Source organism: Porphyromonas gulae DSM 15663 (assembly GCF_000378065.1).
Lineage (GTDB): Bacteria > Bacteroidota > Bacteroidia > Bacteroidales > Porphyromonadaceae > Porphyromonas > Porphyromonas gulae.
The window spans coordinates 33,236-53,868 of the sequence record NZ_KB899151.1 but is presented as its reverse complement, the minus strand read 5'-3'; the positions used below and the strand labels follow the sequence as shown (position 1 = coordinate 53,868).

The 20,633-nt window shown below is 52.8% G+C and carries 17 protein-coding genes; 6 read left to right on the top strand and 11 right to left on the bottom strand.

Annotated features, from left to right (window positions below):
• Window positions 1-74: 74 nt before the first annotated feature.
• The 6 genes from F452_RS0102555 to F452_RS0102530 all read right to left on the bottom strand — a co-directional run bounded on the left by F452_RS0102555 (window position 75) and on the right by F452_RS0102530 (window position 5,563).
• Window positions 75-1,370 (bottom strand): acetyl-CoA hydrolase/transferase family protein, encoded by a 1,296-nt coding sequence (locus tag F452_RS0102555; protein ID WP_018964697.1) that lies wholly within the window; start codon window positions 1,368-1,370, stop codon window positions 75-77.
• Between the two features lie 265 nt (window positions 1,371-1,635).
• Complete coding sequence (locus tag F452_RS11310) at window positions 1,636-1,785, bottom strand: DUF4295 domain-containing protein (RefSeq protein WP_018964696.1); 150 nt, start codon at window positions 1,783-1,785, stop codon at window positions 1,636-1,638.
• An 18-nt stretch (window positions 1,786-1,803) separates the two neighbouring features.
• Window positions 1,804-1,992: a 50S ribosomal protein L33 gene (gene rpmG, locus F452_RS0102545; protein ID WP_004583623.1), complete on the bottom strand. Its 189-nt coding sequence runs from the start codon at window positions 1,990-1,992 to the stop codon at window positions 1,804-1,806.
• A gap of 19 nt (window positions 1,993-2,011) precedes the next feature.
• Entirely contained in the window at window positions 2,012-2,251 is a 240-nt protein-coding gene (gene rpmB, locus F452_RS0102540; protein ID WP_004583624.1) for a 50S ribosomal protein L28, read from the bottom strand.
• A gap of 222 nt (window positions 2,252-2,473) precedes the next feature.
• Entirely contained in the window at window positions 2,474-4,741 is a 2,268-nt protein-coding gene (locus F452_RS0102535; protein ID WP_018964694.1) for an inorganic phosphate transporter, read from the bottom strand.
• A gap of 198 nt (window positions 4,742-4,939) precedes the next feature.
• Window positions 4,940-5,563, bottom strand: a complete 624-nt coding sequence (locus tag F452_RS0102530) for an HU family DNA-binding protein (RefSeq protein ID WP_018964693.1) — start codon at window positions 5,561-5,563, stop codon at window positions 4,940-4,942.
• Window positions 5,564-6,526: 963 nt separating this feature from the next.
• On the opposite strand from F452_RS0102530, the gene F452_RS0102510 reads away from it, so the two are divergent.
• The 3 genes from F452_RS0102510 (at window position 6,527) to F452_RS0102495 (ending at window position 11,040) form a co-directional block, all read left to right on the top strand.
• Complete coding sequence (locus F452_RS0102510) at window positions 6,527-7,117, top strand: hypothetical protein (protein ID WP_026292128.1); 591 nt, start codon at window positions 6,527-6,529, stop codon at window positions 7,115-7,117.
• Between the two features lie 29 nt (window positions 7,118-7,146).
• Window positions 7,147-9,150 (top strand): hypothetical protein, encoded by a 2,004-nt coding sequence (locus F452_RS0102505; RefSeq protein WP_018964688.1) that lies wholly within the window; start codon window positions 7,147-7,149, stop codon window positions 9,148-9,150.
• A gap of 234 nt (window positions 9,151-9,384) precedes the next feature.
• Complete coding sequence (locus F452_RS0102495; protein WP_080637672.1) at window positions 9,385-11,040, top strand: DUF2436 domain-containing protein; 1,656 nt, start codon at window positions 9,385-9,387, stop codon at window positions 11,038-11,040.
• 146 nt (window positions 11,041-11,186) lie between these two features.
• Here the strand turns inward: F452_RS0102495 and F452_RS0102490 are convergent, their stop codons facing one another.
• Window positions 11,187-12,242 carry a DUF6261 family protein gene (locus tag F452_RS0102490; protein ID WP_018964685.1) on the bottom strand — a complete coding sequence of 352 codons (1,056 nt, stop codon included), beginning with the start codon at window positions 12,240-12,242 and terminating at the stop codon, window positions 11,187-11,189.
• 474 nt (window positions 12,243-12,716) lie between these two features.
• Here F452_RS0102490 and F452_RS11870 point away from each other — a divergent pair, with 474 nt between their 5' ends.
• On the top strand, window positions 12,717-12,845 hold the full coding sequence (locus tag F452_RS11870) for a T9SS type A sorting domain-containing protein (RefSeq protein WP_018964684.1): 129 nt from the start codon (window positions 12,717-12,719) through the stop codon (window positions 12,843-12,845).
• A gap of 506 nt (window positions 12,846-13,351) precedes the next feature.
• Here F452_RS11870 and F452_RS0102475 read toward each other — a convergent pair.
• A complete protein-coding gene (locus F452_RS0102475; protein WP_018964682.1) occupies window positions 13,352-14,239 on the bottom strand; it encodes a tetratricopeptide repeat protein in 888 nt (295 codons plus the stop codon).
• Window positions 14,240-14,341: 102 nt separating this feature from the next.
• Here F452_RS0102475 and F452_RS0102470 point away from each other — a divergent pair, with 102 nt between their 5' ends.
• Complete coding sequence (locus tag F452_RS0102470) at window positions 14,342-15,340, top strand: mechanosensitive ion channel family protein (protein WP_230587199.1); 999 nt, start codon at window positions 14,342-14,344, stop codon at window positions 15,338-15,340.
• Here F452_RS0102470 and F452_RS0102465 read toward each other — a convergent pair.
• Genes F452_RS0102465 through F452_RS0102455 form a run of 3 tightly spaced genes read right to left on the bottom strand, consistent with a single transcriptional unit; the run spans window position 15,301 to window position 19,072 of the window.
• Window positions 15,301-17,097: a chloride channel protein gene (locus tag F452_RS0102465; protein ID WP_018964680.1), complete on the bottom strand. Its 1,797-nt coding sequence runs from the start codon at window positions 17,095-17,097 to the stop codon at window positions 15,301-15,303. The two genes, F452_RS0102470 and F452_RS0102465, sit on opposite strands and share 40 nt — an antisense overlap.
• Window positions 17,094-18,500, bottom strand: a complete 1,407-nt coding sequence (locus F452_RS0102460; RefSeq protein WP_018964679.1) for a sugar transferase — start codon at window positions 18,498-18,500, stop codon at window positions 17,094-17,096. The genes F452_RS0102465 and F452_RS0102460 overlap by 4 nt, the downstream gene beginning before the upstream one ends.
• Window positions 18,497-19,072 (bottom strand): L-threonylcarbamoyladenylate synthase, encoded by a 576-nt coding sequence (locus F452_RS0102455; protein WP_026292127.1) that lies wholly within the window; start codon window positions 19,070-19,072, stop codon window positions 18,497-18,499. Before F452_RS0102455 ends, F452_RS0102460 begins: the two co-directional genes overlap by 4 nt.
• 126 nt (window positions 19,073-19,198) lie before the next feature.
• On the opposite strand from F452_RS0102455, the gene F452_RS11115 reads away from it, so the two are divergent.
• Entirely contained in the window at window positions 19,199-20,611 is a 1,413-nt protein-coding gene (locus F452_RS11115) for a Fic family protein (protein ID WP_018964677.1), read from the top strand.
• The last annotated feature ends 22 nt before the right edge of the window (window positions 20,612-20,633 follow it).

Genomic DNA, 20,633 nt, shown 5'->3' with positions numbered 1-20,633 from the left:
CACAACGGAGCCATGTACAACGCTGTGTACATGGCTCCGAAACAGCCTATTACAGGCCTTTATGATCTTTCCAATTACTCGAAACGTCGGCGGATTTCCTCCTCAAGGGCCGGGCGGAAATCAGGATGCGCTATCGCGGTCAAGGCTTCAGCACGCTGACGAAGCGTGGCACCACGCAGACGCGCTACGCCATATTCCGTCACCACATAGTCCACTTCGTTACGACCGGTCGTGACACAAGCACCTTCTTTCAGGATGGGAACGATGCGACTCTCAGTCCCTTTCTTGGCCGTACTGGGGAAAGCCATAATGGAGATACCTCCCTTGGAACGCTTGGCCCCACGAAGGAAATCGACTTGTCCTCCGGATCCGCTGAACTGCTCGTACCCGATCGACTCCGATGCTGCCTGGCCCATAAGGTCCATCTCCAAGCAGGAATTGATGGAAACCATGCGGTCATTCTTGCCGATAACATCGGGATTGTTGGTATAGTCCACCGAATAGCATTCTATCATCGGATTGTTATTGACAAAGTCGTACAATTCTTTCGATCCGAAGATCAGCGAGGTAACGACTTTCTCGGGGTGCAATGTTTTTTTCTTCCCGTTGATAATCCCTTTGCGAATCATACGCATCACTCCGTCGGTAAACATTTCCGTGTGAATACCGAGGTCTTTATGCCCTTCCAACGCACGCAACACAGCATCGGGGATGCCGCCGATACCCAACTGGAGGGTGTCGCCGTCTTTGATCAATGAGGCACAATTCTGACCTATCCTCAGTTCGAGGTCGCTGATAGCAGGAGGCAATACTTCTGCAATCGGCTCGTCCACTTCGATGATATGGGTCAGCTTGGAGACGTGAATCAGGTTTTCTCCACCGATGAACGGCATTTGCTTGTTCACCTCGGCTACGACTACCGGAGCGCACTCGGCGGCAGCCTTTGTGTAGTCGCAGGAAACTCCGAAAGAGCAATAACCCTCTTCGTTAGGAGTAGATACCTGTACTACGGCTACATCCAATGGAAAGAATCCCTGACGAAACAGTTCCGGCACCTCGTGGAAGTGGCAGGGGATGAAATCGACACGACGGTCACGGCTTGCCGGACGGGAGTTGCCCTCAAGGAAGTTGAGCGTCGGATGTACATGCGGACGCATTTCCGGAGTGAGGTGCGGTGCATCACCGAAATACAACATGTGGAAAACAGTGATATTCTCCAGCTTTTCACGCTGGCGGTACATAGCCTGAGAGAAACGGACGGGTGCCGCAGCAGCATGACCGAATACGACTTTCGTTCCCGGTTTAAGAGAGTTCACGACAGCCTCGTCTGCCGAGCAGACACGCTGTTGGTAAAGTTCTTGCCATTGCATAATGGTAATATTCTTACTGATGATATTTGTTAAACTGACGATAGATGAGCGATAAATCTGCTCTTGCGAGGACAAAAATAACTTTTTCCCGTTATATCAAGCCTCTTGCGTTCAAGGCCACTTAGTCGATATTCCGGCCGTACCAGAAAGAGATAAATACTCTATTTGCTGTATGGATAAAGACAAAAATAAAGCCCCTACAAATCATGAGGGGCTTCACAGAGAGAATGCTTATCGCACTCTATGTTATTCAAAAGGAAAATCCTTACTTAAAGAAGTCTTTTACAGCTTCGTTCGGGACCATCTCTTCCTGGAAGATATAGGCACCCGTCTTAGGAGACTTGACCATCTTGATTACCTTGGAGTAGGTACGGCCATCACCTTTCTTAAATGTTGCAACCGATTTTTTTGCCATTGTCTGATCTCCTCTTTATTATTTGATTTCCTTATGAAGGGTCATACGTCTCAGGATGGGGTTGTACTTCTTGAGTTCCAGACGCTGAGTCGTATTTTTTCTATTCTTGGTGGTGATGTAACGAGAAATACCCGGCATACCACTTTCCTTATGCTCGGTGCATTCAAGGATAACCTGCACCCGATTGCCTTTTACTTTCTTTGCCATGACAGAATATCTCCCTTGATTATGCGTTTAAGAAGCCCTTCTCGGCTGCGCGCTTGATGGCAGCGTCGAGACCGATTTTGTTGATGAGGCGCAGCCCGGCAGCCGATATCCTCAAAACAACCCAGCAATCCTGTTCTACCCAATAGAACTTCTTTCTGAACAAGTTGACATCGAATACTCGTTTTGTCCTTCTCTTGGAGTGAGAAACGTTGTTGCCAACCATTGCCTTTTTGCCGGTAATCTGACAAATCTTTGACATTGCTATTTCGTTATTAGTTATTTATCGTTCCAGTTCGTTTAGGACTGCTTGTAGCATCATAAAGCGGTCATAATCGGGTTGCAAAGTAAGGTATTTTTTTTCTCTCCCACAAGCTTTTACGAATTATTTATCCCGAAATCGCCGTTATTACATCTTATAAATGTATTCGACAAGCGATTTCGAGATAGAATGTGCAGGAGAAAAAAACGGTGAGGACTGCCGTCAATTGAAGAATTCCTCGTCCGTTCCGATCTGGGCTACGGGGTCGAACAGCTTCTCCGTGGCGTGGATCAGATCGTCCAATATGTTCACCAACTGCTGCGATTCCTGCAAGAGATTGAGATAGACGAGGGAAATCTTCAGACTGCTCGCCCCCTGCTGAATACGGCTAAGCTGCGTCTTGCGAAGCTGCTTAAGCTCTTTCTTGATGTCCTTGCCGCGATAAGTCATCGGATCCAAGATTTCATCCGTTTCGTTGGATACGATCAGCTTGGCCTCTTTAATATAGAGTATGAGCTTTTCGCGTGCAGCAAGAAATTCGGACACACAGACCTTGGGCAGCGGATTGAAGTTGTTGTCCACATGCTCCTTGCATGGCTCGGCAATACGCTTGAGGCAAAATACGATTTGCTCACAACTATTACAGCCGAGATGGAACCATGTATTCTTGACCACGGACTTGGCCTCTTCGATCCGACGGATGCCGAGGGTTTCTTTTCGGCGGTTCACCTTGAGCATCTGCCGTTCTGCGTTCTGGTCGTTGATCGAGCGGCGGAGCTTCTTCAGGTCTTCGTTGATGAAGCCATCGGTCATCTGCATATAGTTGTTCTCGGCAAAGTCGAGCAAAGCCAACTGCTTCTGACGAATATGCTTGGCCAGCAGCTGCCAAATCTCTTCTTTGTCGTGCGAAGCCATCATGTCGATAAAGACGGTATCCTTCGTTTCGCTCTTTTTCTTCTTATCGAAACGAATATGACTACGGACAAGCAGGAATATCGCCAGAGTGATCATCCCCGCCATCGCCGGATAGCCTCCGAAATGATTCACCATCGTAACGAGGAAACAGAGGATAAAGGCTGCACCGGCAGCGATAAACCAACCGCCTATCACACTGAATACCCCCGTGATACGGAATACCGCGCTCTCCCGGCTCCATGCCCTGTCCGCCAAAGAACTACCCATCGCCACCATAAATGCCACATAGGTGGTGGAGAGGGGAAGCCTGAGCGAAGTACCGAAGGCAATGAGCAGACCGGCAAGAACCAGATTGACCGAAGCGCGCACCAAATCGAAAGCCGCGCCCTTGGCCATGATCAGTTCGTCCTGATTGAAGCGGCTGTCTATCCACCGGCCTACGGGACGAGGAATTATACGGGACACGGCATTGGCTGTCGTGGTACTGAAACGCACGATACTCCGAGCCAAACCGGAGGAGCCGAACATCTCCTCGCCCTCCTCCTGACGCGCCAGATCCACCGAAGTCTTGATCACGTTGTGAGCCTTCTTCGATGTAATCAGCGCATAAACCATTACGATACCGGCAGCCACGAGGAAATATACCGGAGTAGAAGCCGGTTCGTTCAAAGCCCCCATCAGATAAGTATCGTACTGCCCGTTTCCGTTGGCATTGAAGTCCAGATAAGAGGAATAGCCGGCCAGCGGCACACCGATGAAGTTCACCAAGTCATTGCCGGCAAAAGCCATAGCCAAAGCGAAGGTACCCAAGAGAACGATCACCTTGAAGACATTGACCCGCAGCCAGTAGAGCACCTGCATCAGCACGATGGAGACAGCCAGACAGTACAGTACCAGCCGTCCCGTATTGGCAGCCACCCAAGCGGTGGACTCCTCGGACATAAAGGACACACCCTTCAGTCCCTTGATGAGCATGAAGTAAATAATGGATGTAACCGCTACCCCACCGAAAAGGCCGGCCAACCATCGGAGATTTCTCCTATAATTAAAGGTAAAGAGCAATCGACTCAGATACTGAACGACCATCCCGAAGAAGAAAGCGATACCCACCGAAAGGAAGATACCCAGTATGACGGAAAGTGCTTTCTCCGTATTGAGAAGATCCTGAAAGCCGACCGTACCGCCCACCTTGGTCATGGCCATAAAAAAAGAACCGCCTAAGAGCTCGAAAATGAGCGAGACGGTCGTAGAGGTAGGCATGCCGAGCGAATTGAACATATCCATAAGGACGACGTCGGTGATCACCACCGACAGGAATACGACCATCAATTCGCTGAAAGTGTAATGTTCCGGCCTGAAGATCCCGTGTCGGGCGATCTCCATCATACCGTTGTTCATGGCCGCGCCACAAAAAATCCCCAACGCTGCCACACCGATGATAATCTTGAACGGAGCAGCCTTGGCTCCAATGGCAGAATTGAGGAAGTTGACCGCATCGTTGCTGACACCCACGATCAAATCGAATACAGCAAGGACGAAAAGAAATACGACAATGGCGGTAAAGATAATACCCATTAAATCTATATTATGAGGTTAGACTGCACAAAAAAATCGGCGTACACCTTTTTCGTCTCCCGGCAACGACTCGGACTCTCAATAGAGCAGGAGCAAGGTTCGCCTATCCGATACATCTTACTTTGTACACACAAAAATAGCGCAATTCTTAAGAACGCAAAACGCCCGTAGCGGTCGCTCACAGTGCCACCCGTCCGGTCAATCTTCAGCTTTGTTTCTGATATATACCTTATGCGTGCCGTGCCCCGTGGAGCCGATCCGCCCCTCGCGATCGAAAGCACGCAATTCTTCCGCGGCAGCTGTACGCCCCAACCCCGTGAGGCTACAATAATCGGCCACCCGGAGCAGGCTATTGCCGTCGATATGACGCAGGGCCAGAGCCAACCGCTCTTCGCGGGTCAAATCCGGCCGACGGGAGCGGCGTACCGTCGTTCGCTCCAGATGAGCGCGCGTGCGGGCTTCGCGAATCAACGCCTTGTCGGGCCGGAAATTGACCCCTCCTATCGTCACGCTGGCTGCATTGCGGCGCGTACCGCCTTCGGCCTCCTCAGATTCCACCCCTTTGCGCAGGGCGAGCGAAGCGGAGAAAGAACCGATCTCCTCAATCTTCACCGTATATCCCGAAGCCACGCCGTAGGCTATCGTCCGAGCCAAAGCCGCGACCAACCCCTTGACTTCGCCCGGGGAGAATGTCGATTGGGAAGAAATCAGTTCGGCTATCTCGTCCGGCCCCATCGTGCCGCGGCTGATCATTTTCGGGTACATCGTCCGCTTGCCCGTGCCTTGCATATCAGGCATTTCTCGCATCACAAACTTGGCCATTTCTTCTGTACAGCTATATCGGTTTACTCGACGTCGGTCGATTGTTTTCTTTCAGGTCGGGAAAAATCTCCCCGACAGCCGACAAAAATAAATAATCCGGCCGGAAAATCTCTATCCGAAGCCATCGGATATAAAAACAAAAGCTTCGGATATGTATATAAAACCTTCATTCATATATCCGAAGCCTTGAAACAAAAAATTGCCGGACGGCTTTCTGATTTTTCCTGACTGTAGAAAAAACTTTTTCCGGCCGGAACGGAAATTTTCTTCCCGGCGATGCTGTACTTCTTTTCGCCGGCATGCTTGCTCCGGGTGCTGCCGAAGTATTCTTCCACAATGTGAAAAACGCTCGGAATCGGTCAAATGCTTCAACATCATTACTGTTTTTCTTTGACTGCTCCGAGTGCCAATTTTTCAGGATGCGCCGCGATCGCAGCATTTCCGGTCTGTGAACTTTGGAATGGGAGGTTGTCCGAAAAGGGAAATTCGGTCGTTTTCGGGAGGAACAGGCTCGTACAAAAATATCATGGGCGGCAATTGTAGAGAATTGCCGCCCTATATATCCAAGAATATACGGTCTGAGGAAATTATATTGTTATTTGAATGCTCTCACTTACCTGTCAACAGTGGTATCCGTTGGGGAGCGTTTTATGAAAGAGTGATTTGATACCGTTGGGTTTATTCCGGCTGCAAAAATATGTGCAGCTTTTTTCATGGCAAAGAAAAAATCATCGAATGTTTTTATGGTTTCATAGATACAGACTATATCAATTCAGGCTTTCTTTTTCTCAGAAAGGATTCGCCCCAAAAAAGTTATCGATCGGAGCAGTATAAGCATGAAACCTCCGGCGAAAAAAGGAAAGAGGGGGGAGTCGCCCGATTGGCCGAGGGATTTGGCGGAAAAAGTGCCTGTTTCTCCGTATTTTTGTCCCGTTTTGAATGAAAAATCACACAAATGATCTTATGAAACGAACCCTTGTTTTCTTATTTCTTACTGCCGTTTTGGCTCTTCGGGCCGAGGCACAGTCTGCACCCGAGCAATCCGAGACGAAGGATTTCATCTTCTCGCCCCAAAAGGAGATGGTGTACGTTGCCATCGGCTATCCGGCAGGAATCGGATTGCCCTCTCTGGATAATTATAACGTAGAAGGGGCTTCGGCTTCTTTTGCCGTCGGCTACGAACGAGGCGTAAAACAACTCGCAGAAGGGCTTCTGCTATCCATCTATGCGGAATTGGATTGGGCGGCATTCAGATCTGTATCAGACAAAAGATCCCTGCCTTTTTCTGATGATTCTGCGCAGAATCGGTTTCGATTTTTAGCCGGAGCAGGCGTGCACAAGCGGCTCAACCCGAATATCGAACTCTATGCAAGAGGTGCAGTAGGGGCGAGCTTTTTCCCGGAAAACAACGGTTCATCATCGAGAGAACTAAAGGGCGGATTTAACGTTAGCCTTAGGGTCGGACTGAGTTGCTCATTGAGAGACAATTTCGCCGTCTTTATCGATACCGGGACATCCGACATCGTGCGCGGCGGCCTTGCATTGATGTGGTAGCAGAAGCAGCGTAGGATTTACCGGAAGGTATGAAGCCTCTACTGACGGTCGTTTGCGCTATCCTCCTCTCCTTGCCTCTCGGTGGGCAGACGGTGGTGCCCGAATGGGATGAATACATAGCAGAGCAGATAGAATCAGGTGCAATCGGGGAGGACGAGGGAGCCGAATTTCTGGAACGGTGGATGGTGCAGAAGCAGCATCCGCTGGATATCAATACCCTTACCCGGGAGGACTTGGAGCAATTCCCCTTTCTCGATGAGTTTCAGATCCGCCGTTTCCTGCTCTACCGACATGCTCATCCCGAGGGGTTCGACAGCATTTGGGTGCTGAATGAGATTGCCGGCTGGGACAGACGCACCTGTCTGCTCTTGTGGCCGATGCTGACGGTGCAGAAGCGGAGCGAGTCGGCAGCCGGCTCTTTTCGCGAGATCCTGTCTTATGCCCGTCACGATGTGTCGGTGCATACCGATGCCATCCTCCAGCGGCAGGAGGGCTACCGTCCGGATAGCCGGCATCCGTATCGGGGAGATCCGTGGGGTGGCGGTTTGCGCTGGAGCTACGCTATGGGCAATCGTTTCTCCATAGGCCTTACTGCGTCCAAAGACCCGGGAGAGCCGGCTTTCGACAAGCGGCGAAAGGGCTTCGACAGCTATTCCGCCCATTTCTTCATGGAAGGAAAAGGTGCCGTGCGAGCCGTGGCACTCGGGGACTATCGAATAGGGATGGGATACGGCCTGCTGGTCAATCAGGCCTCTTTCATGGGAATGGCCTACGCCTATCCTCGTGGCGGAACCACGCTGCGACGCGCGTTTACCTACGCCGAGGACAACTTCATGCGCGGGGCTGCTACCGCTCTTGCACAAGGACGATGGGCACTGACGGCATTTTATTCGCGTAAGGGGGTAGACGCCACCGTCACCGAAGACGGCGCCATCAAAGCCATTTACCACACCGGACTGCATCGTACGGATGCCGAGATCGCGCGGCGAAACGCTGCCACGATGACCACCGCAGGCACTTCCGTCAGCTATACGGACGATCGACTCCGTCTGACTTTCAATCTCCTGCATCTGCATTGGGGCGGATTGCGCCTGTTGCGAGCGGTCGGCACCAAGGGCATCGCCTCTCTGACCGATCTGGAGCGTTTCTCCCTTGTCTCAGCCGACTATTCCTATCTCTTCGGTCAGGGCGGAACCGAGCTATTCGGCGAATTTGCCGGTGCCGCCAACGGTGCTGTGGGGACGATCAATGGAGTTCGCTATACGCACCCCGTCGGCGGCAGCTATATGCTCGTCGGCCGGTATATCCCTGCCGACTATTGGTCGTATTACCGGGGAGCTTTTGCCCGTTACAATCGCCCGGGCAATGAATGGGGTGTGATGGGGAGAGCCGCTTGGGAGCTGCCTTCGGACTGGACGGTCAGAGCCTTTGCGGACTACTATGGCAGTTTCGTCCCACGCTTCGGTCGAAAAGAGAAAACGGAAGCCTTCCACTGGATCCTTGAAGGAGAGAAGAGCCTGTCCGCCCTTTCGTGGAGTTGCCGGATCCGAGGCACCACGGACAAACGCTATCGGCGCAGCCTTGCCGTCAGGCTGAGAGGGCGATACGCGTTCGATGAGCGGTGGCGGCTGATGGCTTCGTTGCAATGGAGTCGGAGCAATAGCTTCGATGGGCAGCAGCAAGTGTGGCAGGCTCCGACGGGAGGTAAGAGCCTTGCTTTGCGTGCCGATTATAGCGGAGGGAAATTGCTCCGCGTATGCAGCATGGATGCCGTGGCATTCGATACGGATTCCTTTGCCGACAGGCTCTATGAGGCTGTACACAATCCGCGTCACCACTATTCGTCAGCTTTTTTCTACGGCAGAGGAGTCCGCTTGGGCTTGTTTGTGCGTATTGCCCCCCTGCCGCATGTGGAGGTCGAAAGCCGCATCGATCACCTCCTTCGGCGCGATACCGACACGATCGGATCCGCCGGCGAGCTGATCCGCGGACAGGCGCGTACACACCTGCTCATGACCGTACGCTACCGATAGTATGTTCTCTATACATAATATATAGAAGGCTGCACTGAGGTATTCTTACCTCTACGGGGTAGTTTTTTTATACTGCTTGGCAATATTGACCTGCCTATTTTATCGGATGAACCCGGATTAGTCGTTAGGAGCACAGACTTTTTTACCTTCCAATTCATTTTTTTATTGTTTCTTTATCACAAATGCCATGGATAGGCATGTTTGATTTAATTAACCCTTTAACAATTAGACGGTATGAAAAAGCAGAACTCCTTATTTGCTTTTGCTCTTCTATTCTCTCTTTGGGGATTAGGGCAAACAGCAATGGCGCAAAAAATGAGAAAAGAGGTTTCTCCTGCGCGGGCAAAGACTCTGATGCTGAAACAGCAAAAGACAGAACCATCCGATCTTAGCAAATTCCGTGATGAGCCTATTCCGGGCGGTATGGCCCGTATTATCCTGGAGGCTCATGATGTGTGGGGAGACGGCTCAGGCTATCAAATGCTGATAGACGCCGATCACACAGCTTATGGTAATGAAATTCCCCCTCCCACACCACTGGGGCAGTGTTTGACCGAAGACTGCAACATCCCTGCCACTTTGTATGATCCTTTCGAATTCAAAGTACCGGCAGCAGCCGATCCCTCCTGTACACCCGAGTATCAGGTCGTAGACGGAGTGGCCAGTATCGACCTGCCGGCGGGGATATATGATTATGTAGTGGTGAATCCGTCGCCCGGTCTGTGCATCGTTATTCCCGGTATTTTCGGGCAGACGGACGATACTTACGGGGACGATTTCAGGTTCGAAGCGGGAAAGATTTATCATTTCCTTGTCGCATTTCAAAATGGAACCTCTTTCAGTACGACCGGTGACTATGTAACATTAACCGTCACCGACGGTACTCCGTTTCATCCTGTCCAGAACCTGACGGCTACGCAGGATGGGATGGATGCCGTTCTCCAATGGGCTGCTCCTGCCGGAAAGGACGAAACGGTCCTGTTGAAAGAGGGTTTCGAATCAGTGGAATATGAAGGTATTCCTGCCGGCTGGATTGCTGTCGATGCCGATGGAGACGGTAAGAATTGGGGTGTTCTCTTGCCTACCGAGCCGGCAACGGCATGGGTCAATCCGCATAACGGAGAAGCGGTGATAGGGTCGTTCTCATGGTTGGGAACGGCATTTACCCCTGACAATTATCTGATCAGTCCGAAAGTGGAAGGGGCGACAAAGGTAAAGTACTACTTTGCCGTAAATGCCAATTATCCCGCAGAGCATTATGCCGTAATGGTTTCATCAACGGGAGCGAATCCTTCCGACTTCACGCTCGTATTCGAAGAAACATCCACCGGATCCAAAATTGCGGACATAAAAAGAGACGAATATTCCGGACAGACGGAGTGGATCGAACGGACTGTGGATTTACCTGCCGGAACAAAATATGTGGCATTCCGTCATTATGACTGTACGAACCAAAACTTTATTGTCTTCGACGATATCGAGATTTCGGGTAGTAGCCCCGGCCCGGCTTATACCTATTCGATCTATCGCAACAATGTTCAGATAGCTTCCGGAGTGACTCAAACCACTTATCGGGACGTGAATCTGCTTCCGGGGACCTACACATACGGGGTAAAAGTCGTTTATCCGGAGGGCGAATCGCCGGTGGAGGAAGCGACACTGACCATTACGTCCTTACCCGAAACGGTAACGACAAGGCCGTATGCTTTGACCGTAGATGGCCATCGAATCGCAGTAACTTGCAGGGGTGAAGTTCGCATTTACGATATGAACGGACGCTCCGTCGTGACCGGATCCGATGTGGTGGAATACATGGCACAGACAGGAGTCTATGTAATCCGCATTTCCGTGGACGGCAGAACGTATGTAGAAAAGGTAGCCGTTAAATAAGAATCTCCTCTTGGCCGGACATAGCCTGTTCGGTCAAATACGAAAGTCGCCCGGACTCCCTCAGAGCCGGGCGACTTCCTTTTTATGCTGTTCGGCTATATTGCCCCGCTTCTTGTAGTCGGAAGAAGCAAGCATCCGGCTTTCGGTCAGAGTCCGCCGCCGGTAGAGCCTTGTTCGCCACCGCCGCTACTGCTGCCTCCCTCTTGCGATGGATTCGGCAGGACGGGAGGCTCGGATGGGGTGTCCGTGCTGCTTGCGGGTTTCTTCTTTTTCTTCGGCTTGGGGAGTTCGTCTTCGGGCACGTGGACGAGACGCTCCCCGTCGATGCGGTACCAGCGATCCTCCTCGTCGCCGTTCTCGGCTACGAATGTGATGAGATAGTGGCGGTTCTTGCCCGTGCCGAGGGTGCGACCGGCAAAGACGGCCGTCTTCTTCTCCTCCACGATCCGGGCGAGCAGGGGGCGGAGCATCTCGGCGATCTCGGCACGACGCTTCTCCAGGGCTGCTTCTCCGTAGGTGGCACGGCGAGCCAAGAGGGCGCGGCGATTGGCCACGAGTCGGTTGTAGAGGTCGATGAGGGCACGGATCTCCGGACTCGGCTCCATGTCGTCGATGGAGTCCATGCGGCGCACCACGGCTGCCAATGTGCGGTCGGTCTCGGCACGGAGTGCCTTCACGTCATATTTGCCTCGTTGGTCGGTGCTCAGACGGCGGAGGAAGAAGTCGGCGAAGGCCTTATTGGCCTTCTCCAGTCTGTCAACGAGTGCCGTCACGCCGAGTTTCGTTACGAAGGGGCGAATGTTCTCGCCCTTGAGATCGGTGAGGAAATTCTCTATCGCGGCCGTCTCCTTGTCATAATTCATCCGAATGACATTGCCGTAGCGAGCGGCCACGTCTTCGATTCTGGCTGCCGCGTTGCGCAGCTGGCTGTCCTCGTCGAAAGCATACGAACGCACGCGCGACATCAGCGCCTGATAGGCTCTGTCGCGTTCCTCGTCGAGGGCTATGACCTGAGGCGTCAGCTCGTTCGCGACGGGCGGATTCAGAGCCAAATCCTCCATTTCGATAGCCTTTTCCAGCTCGGGCAGTTTGGGATTCAGTTTAGCGATATTTGCCGTGCGACAGAGCGTCAGCACATTCTTGGCAAAACGGTAGTGCTCCAAATTTTGGAGCCGCTGCAGACGCAAATTTTCTACAGTCATTTGTGTTTCTTTTTTTGTTGTATTTGATTGATTATTAATCTGTTATTGGTAGCAGTGTCAAGTGACACTGCCCCCTGAAACAGCTTTTATATAAGCATTGTCAGGCGACGAAAGGTCAAAACAGCCGTGCGCGAAACGATTGTCGGCTGACAATCGTTTCCTGCATCGTGCAGGACGTGATTGTCACGTGACGACAGCTTCCTGCATCGTGCACGGAGTGATTGTCAGCTGACAACGGCTTCCTGCATCGTGCAGGGAGCAAGAAACAGCCTACAATCGTTTCTTAATTCTCTGCATGGACTGTCGCCACAGCCGAACACGAAGGTACGGATACTTCCTATATCGGGAAAGCAAAGAAATCCGAAGGTTCGGCCGTTGTTTATTCCTCCTGTTCGGCTTCAATTCGTTTATCCTGAATTTATTCGCTTTTCTTCTTATTGCTGCTACCTTTGCAGCGCATGAATCAAAAGAAATATGCGTGGTCGTCGGGTATCGGCTCGGACGGTGGATAGCGAGAAACTGTGCATCGACATTGCCTCACTGCCCATGGGCGTCTATGTGCTGCGCATCGGCAGCTACTCGGCCAAGTTCGAGAAGAGATAGCAGAAGGCAAACTGCATTATTAAGTGAGGGAGAAACAAAAAGGAAATTTTGTCTCTCCCTCTTTATTTTGTTGTCCTCATAGCCGGATTCAATGACAAAGAGGGTGTGCCGAAAGATTATTTCGACACACCCCCGATGATCGATCACCTATGACGATGCAATTAGCTTTTGGGGGATTTAATGGCACTGATCACGGCCGCTAAAAGGCCTATCGACCATAAAACGAAAAAAGATATTCCCCAATAAGAATCGAAATTGATTACCTTGAAAAGGTATAAGGCTATTCCCACAAGCAGATACAGGGAAAACCTTTTTCTGAGTTTACTTAGTTGCGATTTATCCATGATAATAAGCCCGCTAAAAAGATTTTTTGCAATTAAGTTGCTTTTCATCCTTTGATGATTACAAATGTAATGCTTTTCACCTGTGTCATCAGCAGACAAAGTGTACAGGCAGAATCCACCCTGAAGAGCAGCGCGGGCTTCTTGTCTTTCCGGCCTTTTCTTTTACTGTTTGCGGAGGGCTGCGCGTAGGACGTCGAGGCTCTCCTTGCTATAGCCGCGACTCTCGGCTGCGGCATAATCCTCGGCCGCCGCTTTCTTGTCGCCTATGGCGGCGTTGATCTCGCCTCGCAGCACGAAGAGGGAGGCGGCAGGCGGTGTGGCGTATTCGAAGGCTTTGTTGATGTCGCGCAGGGCGTAGCCTTTCATTCCTTTGTTCAGGAAGAGGCGAGCGCGCCCTTCGTAGGCTGCGGCATTTTTCGGGAGTTTGTCTATCACGTAGTTGTAGAGCCGTTCGGCTTTGTCGTATTCGCCTTTCATCGTTGCCACCAGGGCGATGCCGAGACGGGCTTTGAGCGAGGAGTCATTGACGCGCAGGATTTCCTCCAGATCCGACTCGGCATCGCCGTACATTCCTTTGGCCAGGTAGAGCATGGCTCTGCCGTAGTGGAAGATCTCGTTGTCCGGCTCTGCCCTGAGCAGTTCGTTGTAGTCGAAGATAGCTTCGTCCGTCCGTCCCATTTCGGTCAGGAGCATGGCTCTGTTCGTGCGCAGGAGCTTGTCGTCGGGGAGTTTTTGCAGGGCTGCGCTGTAGGTGAGCAGAGCTTCTTCCAGCTTGCCCTGTCTCTGCTGGATGGCACCGAGGTTGTTCATCAGGGCATAGCCGGAGGGCAAGTCGGGATAGGCTTTGATGGCCTGACGGAGAGCTTGCTCGGCCAGCTCGAGGTTGCCCTGTCCGAGGGCTTCGAAGGAGCGGTCGATGAGCCGTGTGTAGTCTGCCGGCAGGCTGTCCTGTCGGGTGGTGGTTGGCTGTCCGAAGAGTGGCGGCAGAAGGGCCGAAAAGAGCAGGCAAAGGGCCGAAAGCCGAAGGATGCGCAGGAATCTATCCGTCATAATTTCTATATTTTTGTCCGTGACAGTGCGGATAGCATGCCGGCCAACAGCGTATCGGCCGGCCTTTCCGCCTCTATTAACGACATAAAAGTAACGAATCGTATGGGTCTGAAAATCTTTTTCCCACTGCAAAATCTTCCCGTTGATACAACTAAAGTGAATAAAATAGCAGAAGTCGTTTCGCCCGAAGCGATCAAGCAACTCAAAGAGATCAAGCCTTCGCAGTGGACGGAGCTGCTCACGCAGTGGGGCGGCAAGGCACTGACTTTCGGCATTAAGGTGGTTATTGCCATTGTGGCTTTCTATCTGGGCAAGCTGCTGCTGAACGTCCTGATCAAGTGGCTCGATCGGATCATGGTTCGACGTTCGTTCGAGCCGGCAGCGCGCACCTTCCTGCGCTCCTTTGCCAATATCGGGGGCTTTGTGCTGCTGATCGTCATCATTATCTCCACATTGGGTTTCCAACCGGTCTCGCTCGCAGCCTTGCTGGCTTCGGTGGGTGTGGCTGTCGGGATGGGTCTGAGCGGTCAGCTCCAGAATCTGGCCGGCGGTCTGATCGTGCTGCTGACCAAACCGTTCAAAGTGGGCGACTACATCGTCTCCAACAATGTAGAGGGAGTGGTGGATGCCGTGACGCTTTTCCACACCACGGTGATGACGTTCGAGAACAAGTACATCTTCATCCCCAACGGTTTACTCAGCAGCAATGTGATCATCAACTACAGCCGCATGGCGGTGCGTCGGAACGAATGGATCATCGGGATCGAATACAACGAGGACTTCGATCGGGTGAAAGCACTGCTGCTGCGTCTGATCGACGAGGAACCGCGGATTATCAAAGATCCCCTCCCCACGGTCGTGGTGAAGGAATTGGCAGACAGTTCGGTGAAAGTGATGGCGCGTGCGTGGTGCGCCACGGACGACCTGTGGAATGTCTACTGGGATATGAACGAACGGATCTACCGCGAATTTAACCGAGACGGCATCCCATTCCCGTTCCCGCAGCTTACGATACACGACTCCGCACCCAAACACCCGGAGAAGCCCAAAGTGGCGGAAGCTCAATCGCCGGAGAACGTCTCCACCAATACCTCCCTGTAAGAATTGAAGATCTTGGATTTGGATACGAATCCGAGGTAGCATCCCTGCTCGTCAATGACGGGCAGGTTCCATGCTTTGGTGTCGTCGAAGATCCGCATGATGGTCTCCATGGACATCGTATTGACTATTTTGGCCGGAGGGGAAACCATGAAACGGCTGACCTTGAATCTCTCATACAGCTCCGGCCGGAACATGATATTGCGGATATTGTCCAGCAGTACCAGTCCCATCAGCAGGTTGTTCTCGTCGAGGACGGGGAAGACATTGCGATGGCTGATACCGAAGACGTGTACCACATCCCCCAGCGTCATATCGGGTCTCACCGGTTCGAAGTCCTTTTCTATCACCGCATCCAGCGTCATAAGCGTCAGCACGGCCTTGTCTTTCTGATGCGTCAGCAACTCCCCTTTCTGTGCCAAACGGAGCGAATAGATACTGTGCGGCATGAAGAGGCGGATGGTGGCGTACGAACTCGTGCTCACGAGCATGAGCGGTAGGAAAAGATTGTATCCGCCGGTCAGCTCGGCGATCAGGAAGATACCCGTCAGCGGTGCGTGCATGACGGCAGCCATCACGCCGGCCATGCCGAGGAGAGCAAAGTTTTTCTGTGGCAGATAGACGTCGATGAAGGGGAAGAAGTTCAGCGCATAGGCGAAGATGAATCCGCTCAGTGCTCCCATGAACAGACTGGGCGCGAAGAGTCCGCCGCAGCCTCCGCCCGAATTGGTGGCCACAGAGGCGAACACCTTCGTGATGATGATGAATCCGAGGAAGACGAACAGTACCCAATAGGAATTGGAGTACGGTTCGAACAGGCTGCCATCCATCAGAGAGCTGTACTGTCCGCCGAGCAGGGCATTGATCGTATCGTAGCCCTCACCGTATAGCGGAGGGAAAAGGAAGATCAGACCGCAGAGGATAAAGGCCGATATGAGGTAGCGTTGGCGATAGTGCGGGAAGCTCTTGAGTTTGCTCTCGAAGACGAACATGATCTTGGAGAAGTAGAAGGATACCAGTCCGCAGAATACACCCAGCAGCAGAGCATAGGGGATGCGATCCATCGAAAAAGGATCGTTGAGCGTAAAGCTGAACATGGCTCCCTGCCCCGTGATAATATAGGATACGGCGGCGGCACTGACCGAGCTGATCAGCAGCGGCAGCACGGACGACATGGTCAGATCCAGCAGGAGCACTTCGATGACGAATACCAACCCCGTGATCGGAGCCTTGAAGATCCCCGAAATGGCACCTGCGGCACCACACCCCACGAGGAGCATCAGCGTCTTCTGCTCCATGCGGAAGAGCCGGCCGAGGTTGGAGCCGATGGCAGCCCCCGTCAGCACGATAGGCGATTCGGCTCCGACCGATCCGCCGAAGCCGATCGTAATGGAACTGGCTGCGAGCGAGCTCCACATATTGTGCGGCTTGATGCGGCTCTTGCGCTGGGAGATCGCAAAGAGGATCTTCGTCACCCCGTGGCCGATGTCGTCCCGAACCACGTAGCGCACGAACAGCCACGTGATCAGAATACCCACGACGGGGAAAATGAGATAGAGATAGCTCGTCTCGCGAATGCGATCGAATGCGAAGTGCTGGATGATGTGTATCGTATTCTTGAGCAGAACGGCGGCAAAAGCCGAGAGGATACCGATGATGAGGCTCAAGATGATGAGAAAAAGCCTCTCGTTGATGTGCCTTTCGCGCCAAAGGAGGAAGCGCAAGAACCACCCGTAGCGACTCGTTTCCTTTTCCTTCATTTTCCCAATCCTTTAATAATCGTTTGGCAGGTATATAGCAGTACTTCGAGATCCAGCCTCAGGCTCATATTCTCGTAGTACAGAAAATCGTATTGCAGGCGTTCCAGCATCTCGTCGAGGGTAGAAGCATAGCCGTAGCGTACCATGCCCCAAGAGGTGATGCCCGGACGGACATTGTGCAGCAGGTAGTAGTAGGGCGCACGCTCCACGAGCTGCCGGATGTAGAAAGCCCGTTCGGGGCGCGGCCCCACGAAGCTCATATCGCCCCGAAGCACATTCCAGAACTGAGGCAATTCGTCCATCCGGTATTTGCGCAAGATGCGCCCGATGGGCGTGACCCGCGAATCGCCATCGAAGCTGAGGCTCGGGCCGTCCTTCTCGGCATCGAGGTACATGGTGCGGAACTTATAGATCGTAAACGGCCGGCCGTGAAGTCCGATACGCTCCTGCCCGAAGAAGACGGGGCCTCTCGACGAACGCTTGACCAGAACGGCGATCACGGCATAGACCGGAATCAGCAGAATCAGCATCAGAAGGGAGAACAGCCGGTCGGAAAACCACTTGATGCTCTTGGCGCATTCGCTCATATTGGTGGCCGTCATGTCCACCATCGGCTCTCCTTTCATCCCCTGTACATTCACTTTGGCTCCGGCGAAAAGCATGCTGCGCATCGGCACGCATACCGGCATATGGAAGGGATAGAGCCGGTACAGGAGCAGGCTGATGAAGCTGGCATCGGGGCAGTCCACGGCGAGGATGATCTGATGGGGCTTGCTCTCCTGTACTGCTTCTGAGACAAGCGAGGCGAAGGACTTGAGCGACTGCTCGAATCCCTCTCTCGTCGTCGGAGGAGCGAAGTGGAGCCGCGTGGTGGCCATGTCGCTTACGGACTGTAGCCACGAAGCCGTCTCTTCGGCTATCGTACCGCTCCCGATGAGCAGCACCCGATGATAGCCCTTTGTCCGCTTCCGCTCTTTGATGCCCCAGGTCGTCACCCACAGACGGGGGAAATACACCCACGGCAACACGGTCGCCACCATCATAAAGAAGAGCCGCAGATAGAGAGCCGTGTCGTGTACGATGTCGTCCACCACGAGCAGCAGGAAGACGATGACGGATCCGACCAGTACCGACGACACGGTCGTCAGCAGCTCGGATATTCGGCTTTTGGCTACGGGTTTGTTGTAGTACCCTGAGAGGGCGAAGAGGGAGAGCCAGAAAAGCAGATAGAGGATCCCCACCCACAGGCTCTTGGCGTTGAAGAGGTATTCGGACAGGGTGGAGTATATGTGCCCTTGCCCTTCGGTGAGGTAACGCAGCGTATTGTAGCTCAGATAGGAAGCTACGATACCGAAGACATCTGCCAGCAGATAGCGCAGGCGGTGTAGCTGCACCCGTGTCATTGGCGGATCACCTCCACTTCTCCCCTTGTGCCGAGTCGAATGATCGAAGAGGCCTGACCGGCCGGCTCTTCGCGCCGGCACTCCACTATATAGTCCACACCGTCAAGGATGGCCGGAGCGATCTCGCCGAAAGTCCGTGCCGAGGGCCGGCCGCTGATATTGGCCGATGTGGACACGACGGGGACGCGCATCAGCCTGCATAGCTCGGCAGAGAAGGCTTCGCGCGTCAGGCGAATGCCCAGCGATCCGTCCGAAGCGATGAGAGCCGGAGCCACGCCTTTGGCCTGAGGATAGATGATGGTCAGCGGTTTGGTCGTCAGCTCGATCAGATCCCAGGCCAACTCGGGCACTTCGTCCATAAGGCCTTGGAGCTTGGCTTCCGAATCGATGAGGACGAGCATGCTCTTGCTGTCCGCTCTTTCTTTGAGCCGGTAAATCCGCCGGACGGCCTCCTCGTTCGTGGCATCGCAGCCTATTCCCCAAATGGTATCTGTCGGGTAAAGGATGATGCCGCCTTTGCGCATGACTTCGGCGGCTTTCTTCGCTTCACTTCTCTGAATATCGTTGAGCATATCGATGGTATAATCTCTGTTTTTCCCGAGAGAGCCGAGTGCGCTCACTCCTTCACGGGCAAAAGTATGAATATCTGCCGTATCAATGCTTTTTGCCCTACATTTGTTATAATAATAAAATGAACGATGGCTCGGGAAACCGGCGAATCAATGGCGGTGATGGACAGGATCGAAAAATTGTACGCAGAGTGGCGCTCTCTTCTCCCGATGAGAGAAGAAGACCGGAGACGGCTGGACCGTAAGTTTATGCTGGAGTTCAACTACAACTCCAACCACATGGAGGGCAATACCCTCACTTACGGCCAGACGGAACTGCTCCTGCTATTCGGGAAAGTGGCGGAAGAGGCCGATATGAAAGACTTGGAAGAGATGAAAGCCCACAATGTGGCCCTGAAGATGATACAGGCGGAAGCCTCCTCTTCCGAACGTCCGCTGACCGAAAGGTTCATTCGGGAGCTGCACCGTACGCTCTTGAGGGAGGATTATACCAAGCACGGAGCCGGGTGTCCCTTGTTGAATACGGTGGTGATCCACGCCGGAGAGTACAAAACGCGACCCAACTCGGTGAAAACCGTGACGGGCGAACGCTTCGAATATGCCTCTCCGGAGGAAACACCGGCACTGATGGCGGAGCTCGTGGACTGGTATCGAAGCGCGGAAGAGGCAGGGGAGCTGTCGCCCATTCGCCTGGCTTCCGTATTTCATTATCGCTTCATCCGCATTCATCCGTTCGATGACGGCAACGGGCGAATCGCCCGTCTGCTGGTCAATTATATTCTTGCCAAGTATGGCTATCCGATGATAGTGGTGCGCAGCAAGGATAAGAATGCCTACTTGTCTGCCCTGAATCGTGCCGATGTGGCAGTAGGAGGAGTGCCCTCCGTGGGTGCATCTGCCGAGATATGGCAGATAGAGCCGTTCGTCGCCTATATGGAGCAGTGTATGGAAGAGGCTCTCGTCACGTGTATCCAAGCAGCCCGTGGGGAGAGCATCGAAGAAGCAGACGATTTTGACAAAGAGTTGGCCATACTCGAACGCAGGGCGAAGAAAAGAGCCGCGAATCCCATCCCCGTCTCGATGGAGGCCCGGATGGATGTGTACAACTGCTTCCATCGCGATTTTGCCAAACGACTGATAGCGGCATTGCAACCTGTCAATCGGTTTTTCGCCGAGCAAGAGATCTCTTATTTTATGCTCAAGGAAAAAGGGAATAGTATATGGGATGATGACAAAACGTTCAGCTTAGACGAATATTCCCAAGGACTAACCTCCCGTTTGCCCGAAGACAGGCTCGATATTCTGATGAATGCCCATGCTATCGTTTTTCGTATCCGTTTTTCCCGTATCCGTGTGCCGAGTAAGAGGAGCAACCTCGCTTTGGCGGTAGATGCAGGGGTGAAGTTCTCTTCGATGCACTATACTTTCCAAGGCAAGGACTATCCATACGGTTCTTTCCCGACAGAGAGCGAATTGGGAGCGCATCTGTCTGCCATCAAGCAGGATATTTTGGGTCGTATCCGAGATGTTGTAGAAGGGTAAGAGCTTAGAACCGGCTTCGGAG

Coding starts and splice junctions, on each gene's coding strand:
- F452_RS0102535 (WP_018964694.1), bottom strand. CDS start 4,741: ATGGGTATTATCTTTACCGCCATTGTCGTATTTCTTTTCGTCCTTGCT.
- F452_RS0102465 (WP_018964680.1), bottom strand. CDS start 17,097: ATGAAGGAAAAGGAAACGAGTCGCTACGGGTGGTTCTTGCGCTTCCTC.
- F452_RS0102460 (WP_018964679.1), bottom strand. CDS start 18,500: ATGACACGGGTGCAGCTACACCGCCTGCGCTATCTGCTGGCAGATGTC.
- F452_RS0102505 (WP_018964688.1), top strand. CDS start 7,147: ATGAAGCCTCTACTGACGGTCGTTTGCGCTATCCTCCTCTCCTTGCCT.
- F452_RS0102455 (WP_026292127.1), bottom strand. CDS start 19,072: ATGCTCAACGATATTCAGAGAAGTGAAGCGAAGAAAGCCGCCGAAGTC.
- rpmB (WP_004583624.1), bottom strand. CDS start 2,251: ATGTCAAAGATTTGTCAGATTACCGGCAAAAAGGCAATGGTTGGCAAC.
- F452_RS0102495 (WP_080637672.1), top strand. CDS start 9,385: ATGAAAAAGCAGAACTCCTTATTTGCTTTTGCTCTTCTATTCTCTCTT.
- F452_RS0102530 (WP_018964693.1), bottom strand. CDS start 5,563: ATGGCCAAGTTTGTGATGCGAGAAATGCCTGATATGCAAGGCACGGGC.
- F452_RS11115 (WP_018964677.1), top strand. CDS start 19,199: ATGGCTCGGGAAACCGGCGAATCAATGGCGGTGATGGACAGGATCGAA.
- F452_RS11870 (WP_018964684.1), top strand. CDS start 12,717: ATGCGTGGTCGTCGGGTATCGGCTCGGACGGTGGATAGCGAGAAACTG.
- F452_RS0102555 (WP_018964697.1), bottom strand. CDS start 1,370: ATGCAATGGCAAGAACTTTACCAACAGCGTGTCTGCTCGGCAGACGAG.
- F452_RS0102470 (WP_230587199.1), top strand. CDS start 14,342: ATGGGTCTGAAAATCTTTTTCCCACTGCAAAATCTTCCCGTTGATACA.
- rpmG (WP_004583623.1), bottom strand. CDS start 1,992: ATGGCAAAGAAAGTAAAAGGCAATCGGGTGCAGGTTATCCTTGAATGC.
- F452_RS11310 (WP_018964696.1), bottom strand. CDS start 1,785: ATGGCAAAAAAATCGGTTGCAACATTTAAGAAAGGTGATGGCCGTACC.
- F452_RS0102475 (WP_018964682.1), bottom strand. CDS start 14,239: ATGACGGATAGATTCCTGCGCATCCTTCGGCTTTCGGCCCTTTGCCTG.
- F452_RS0102490 (WP_018964685.1), bottom strand. CDS start 12,242: ATGACTGTAGAAAATTTGCGTCTGCAGCGGCTCCAAAATTTGGAGCAC.
- F452_RS0102510 (WP_026292128.1), top strand. CDS start 6,527: ATGAAACGAACCCTTGTTTTCTTATTTCTTACTGCCGTTTTGGCTCTT.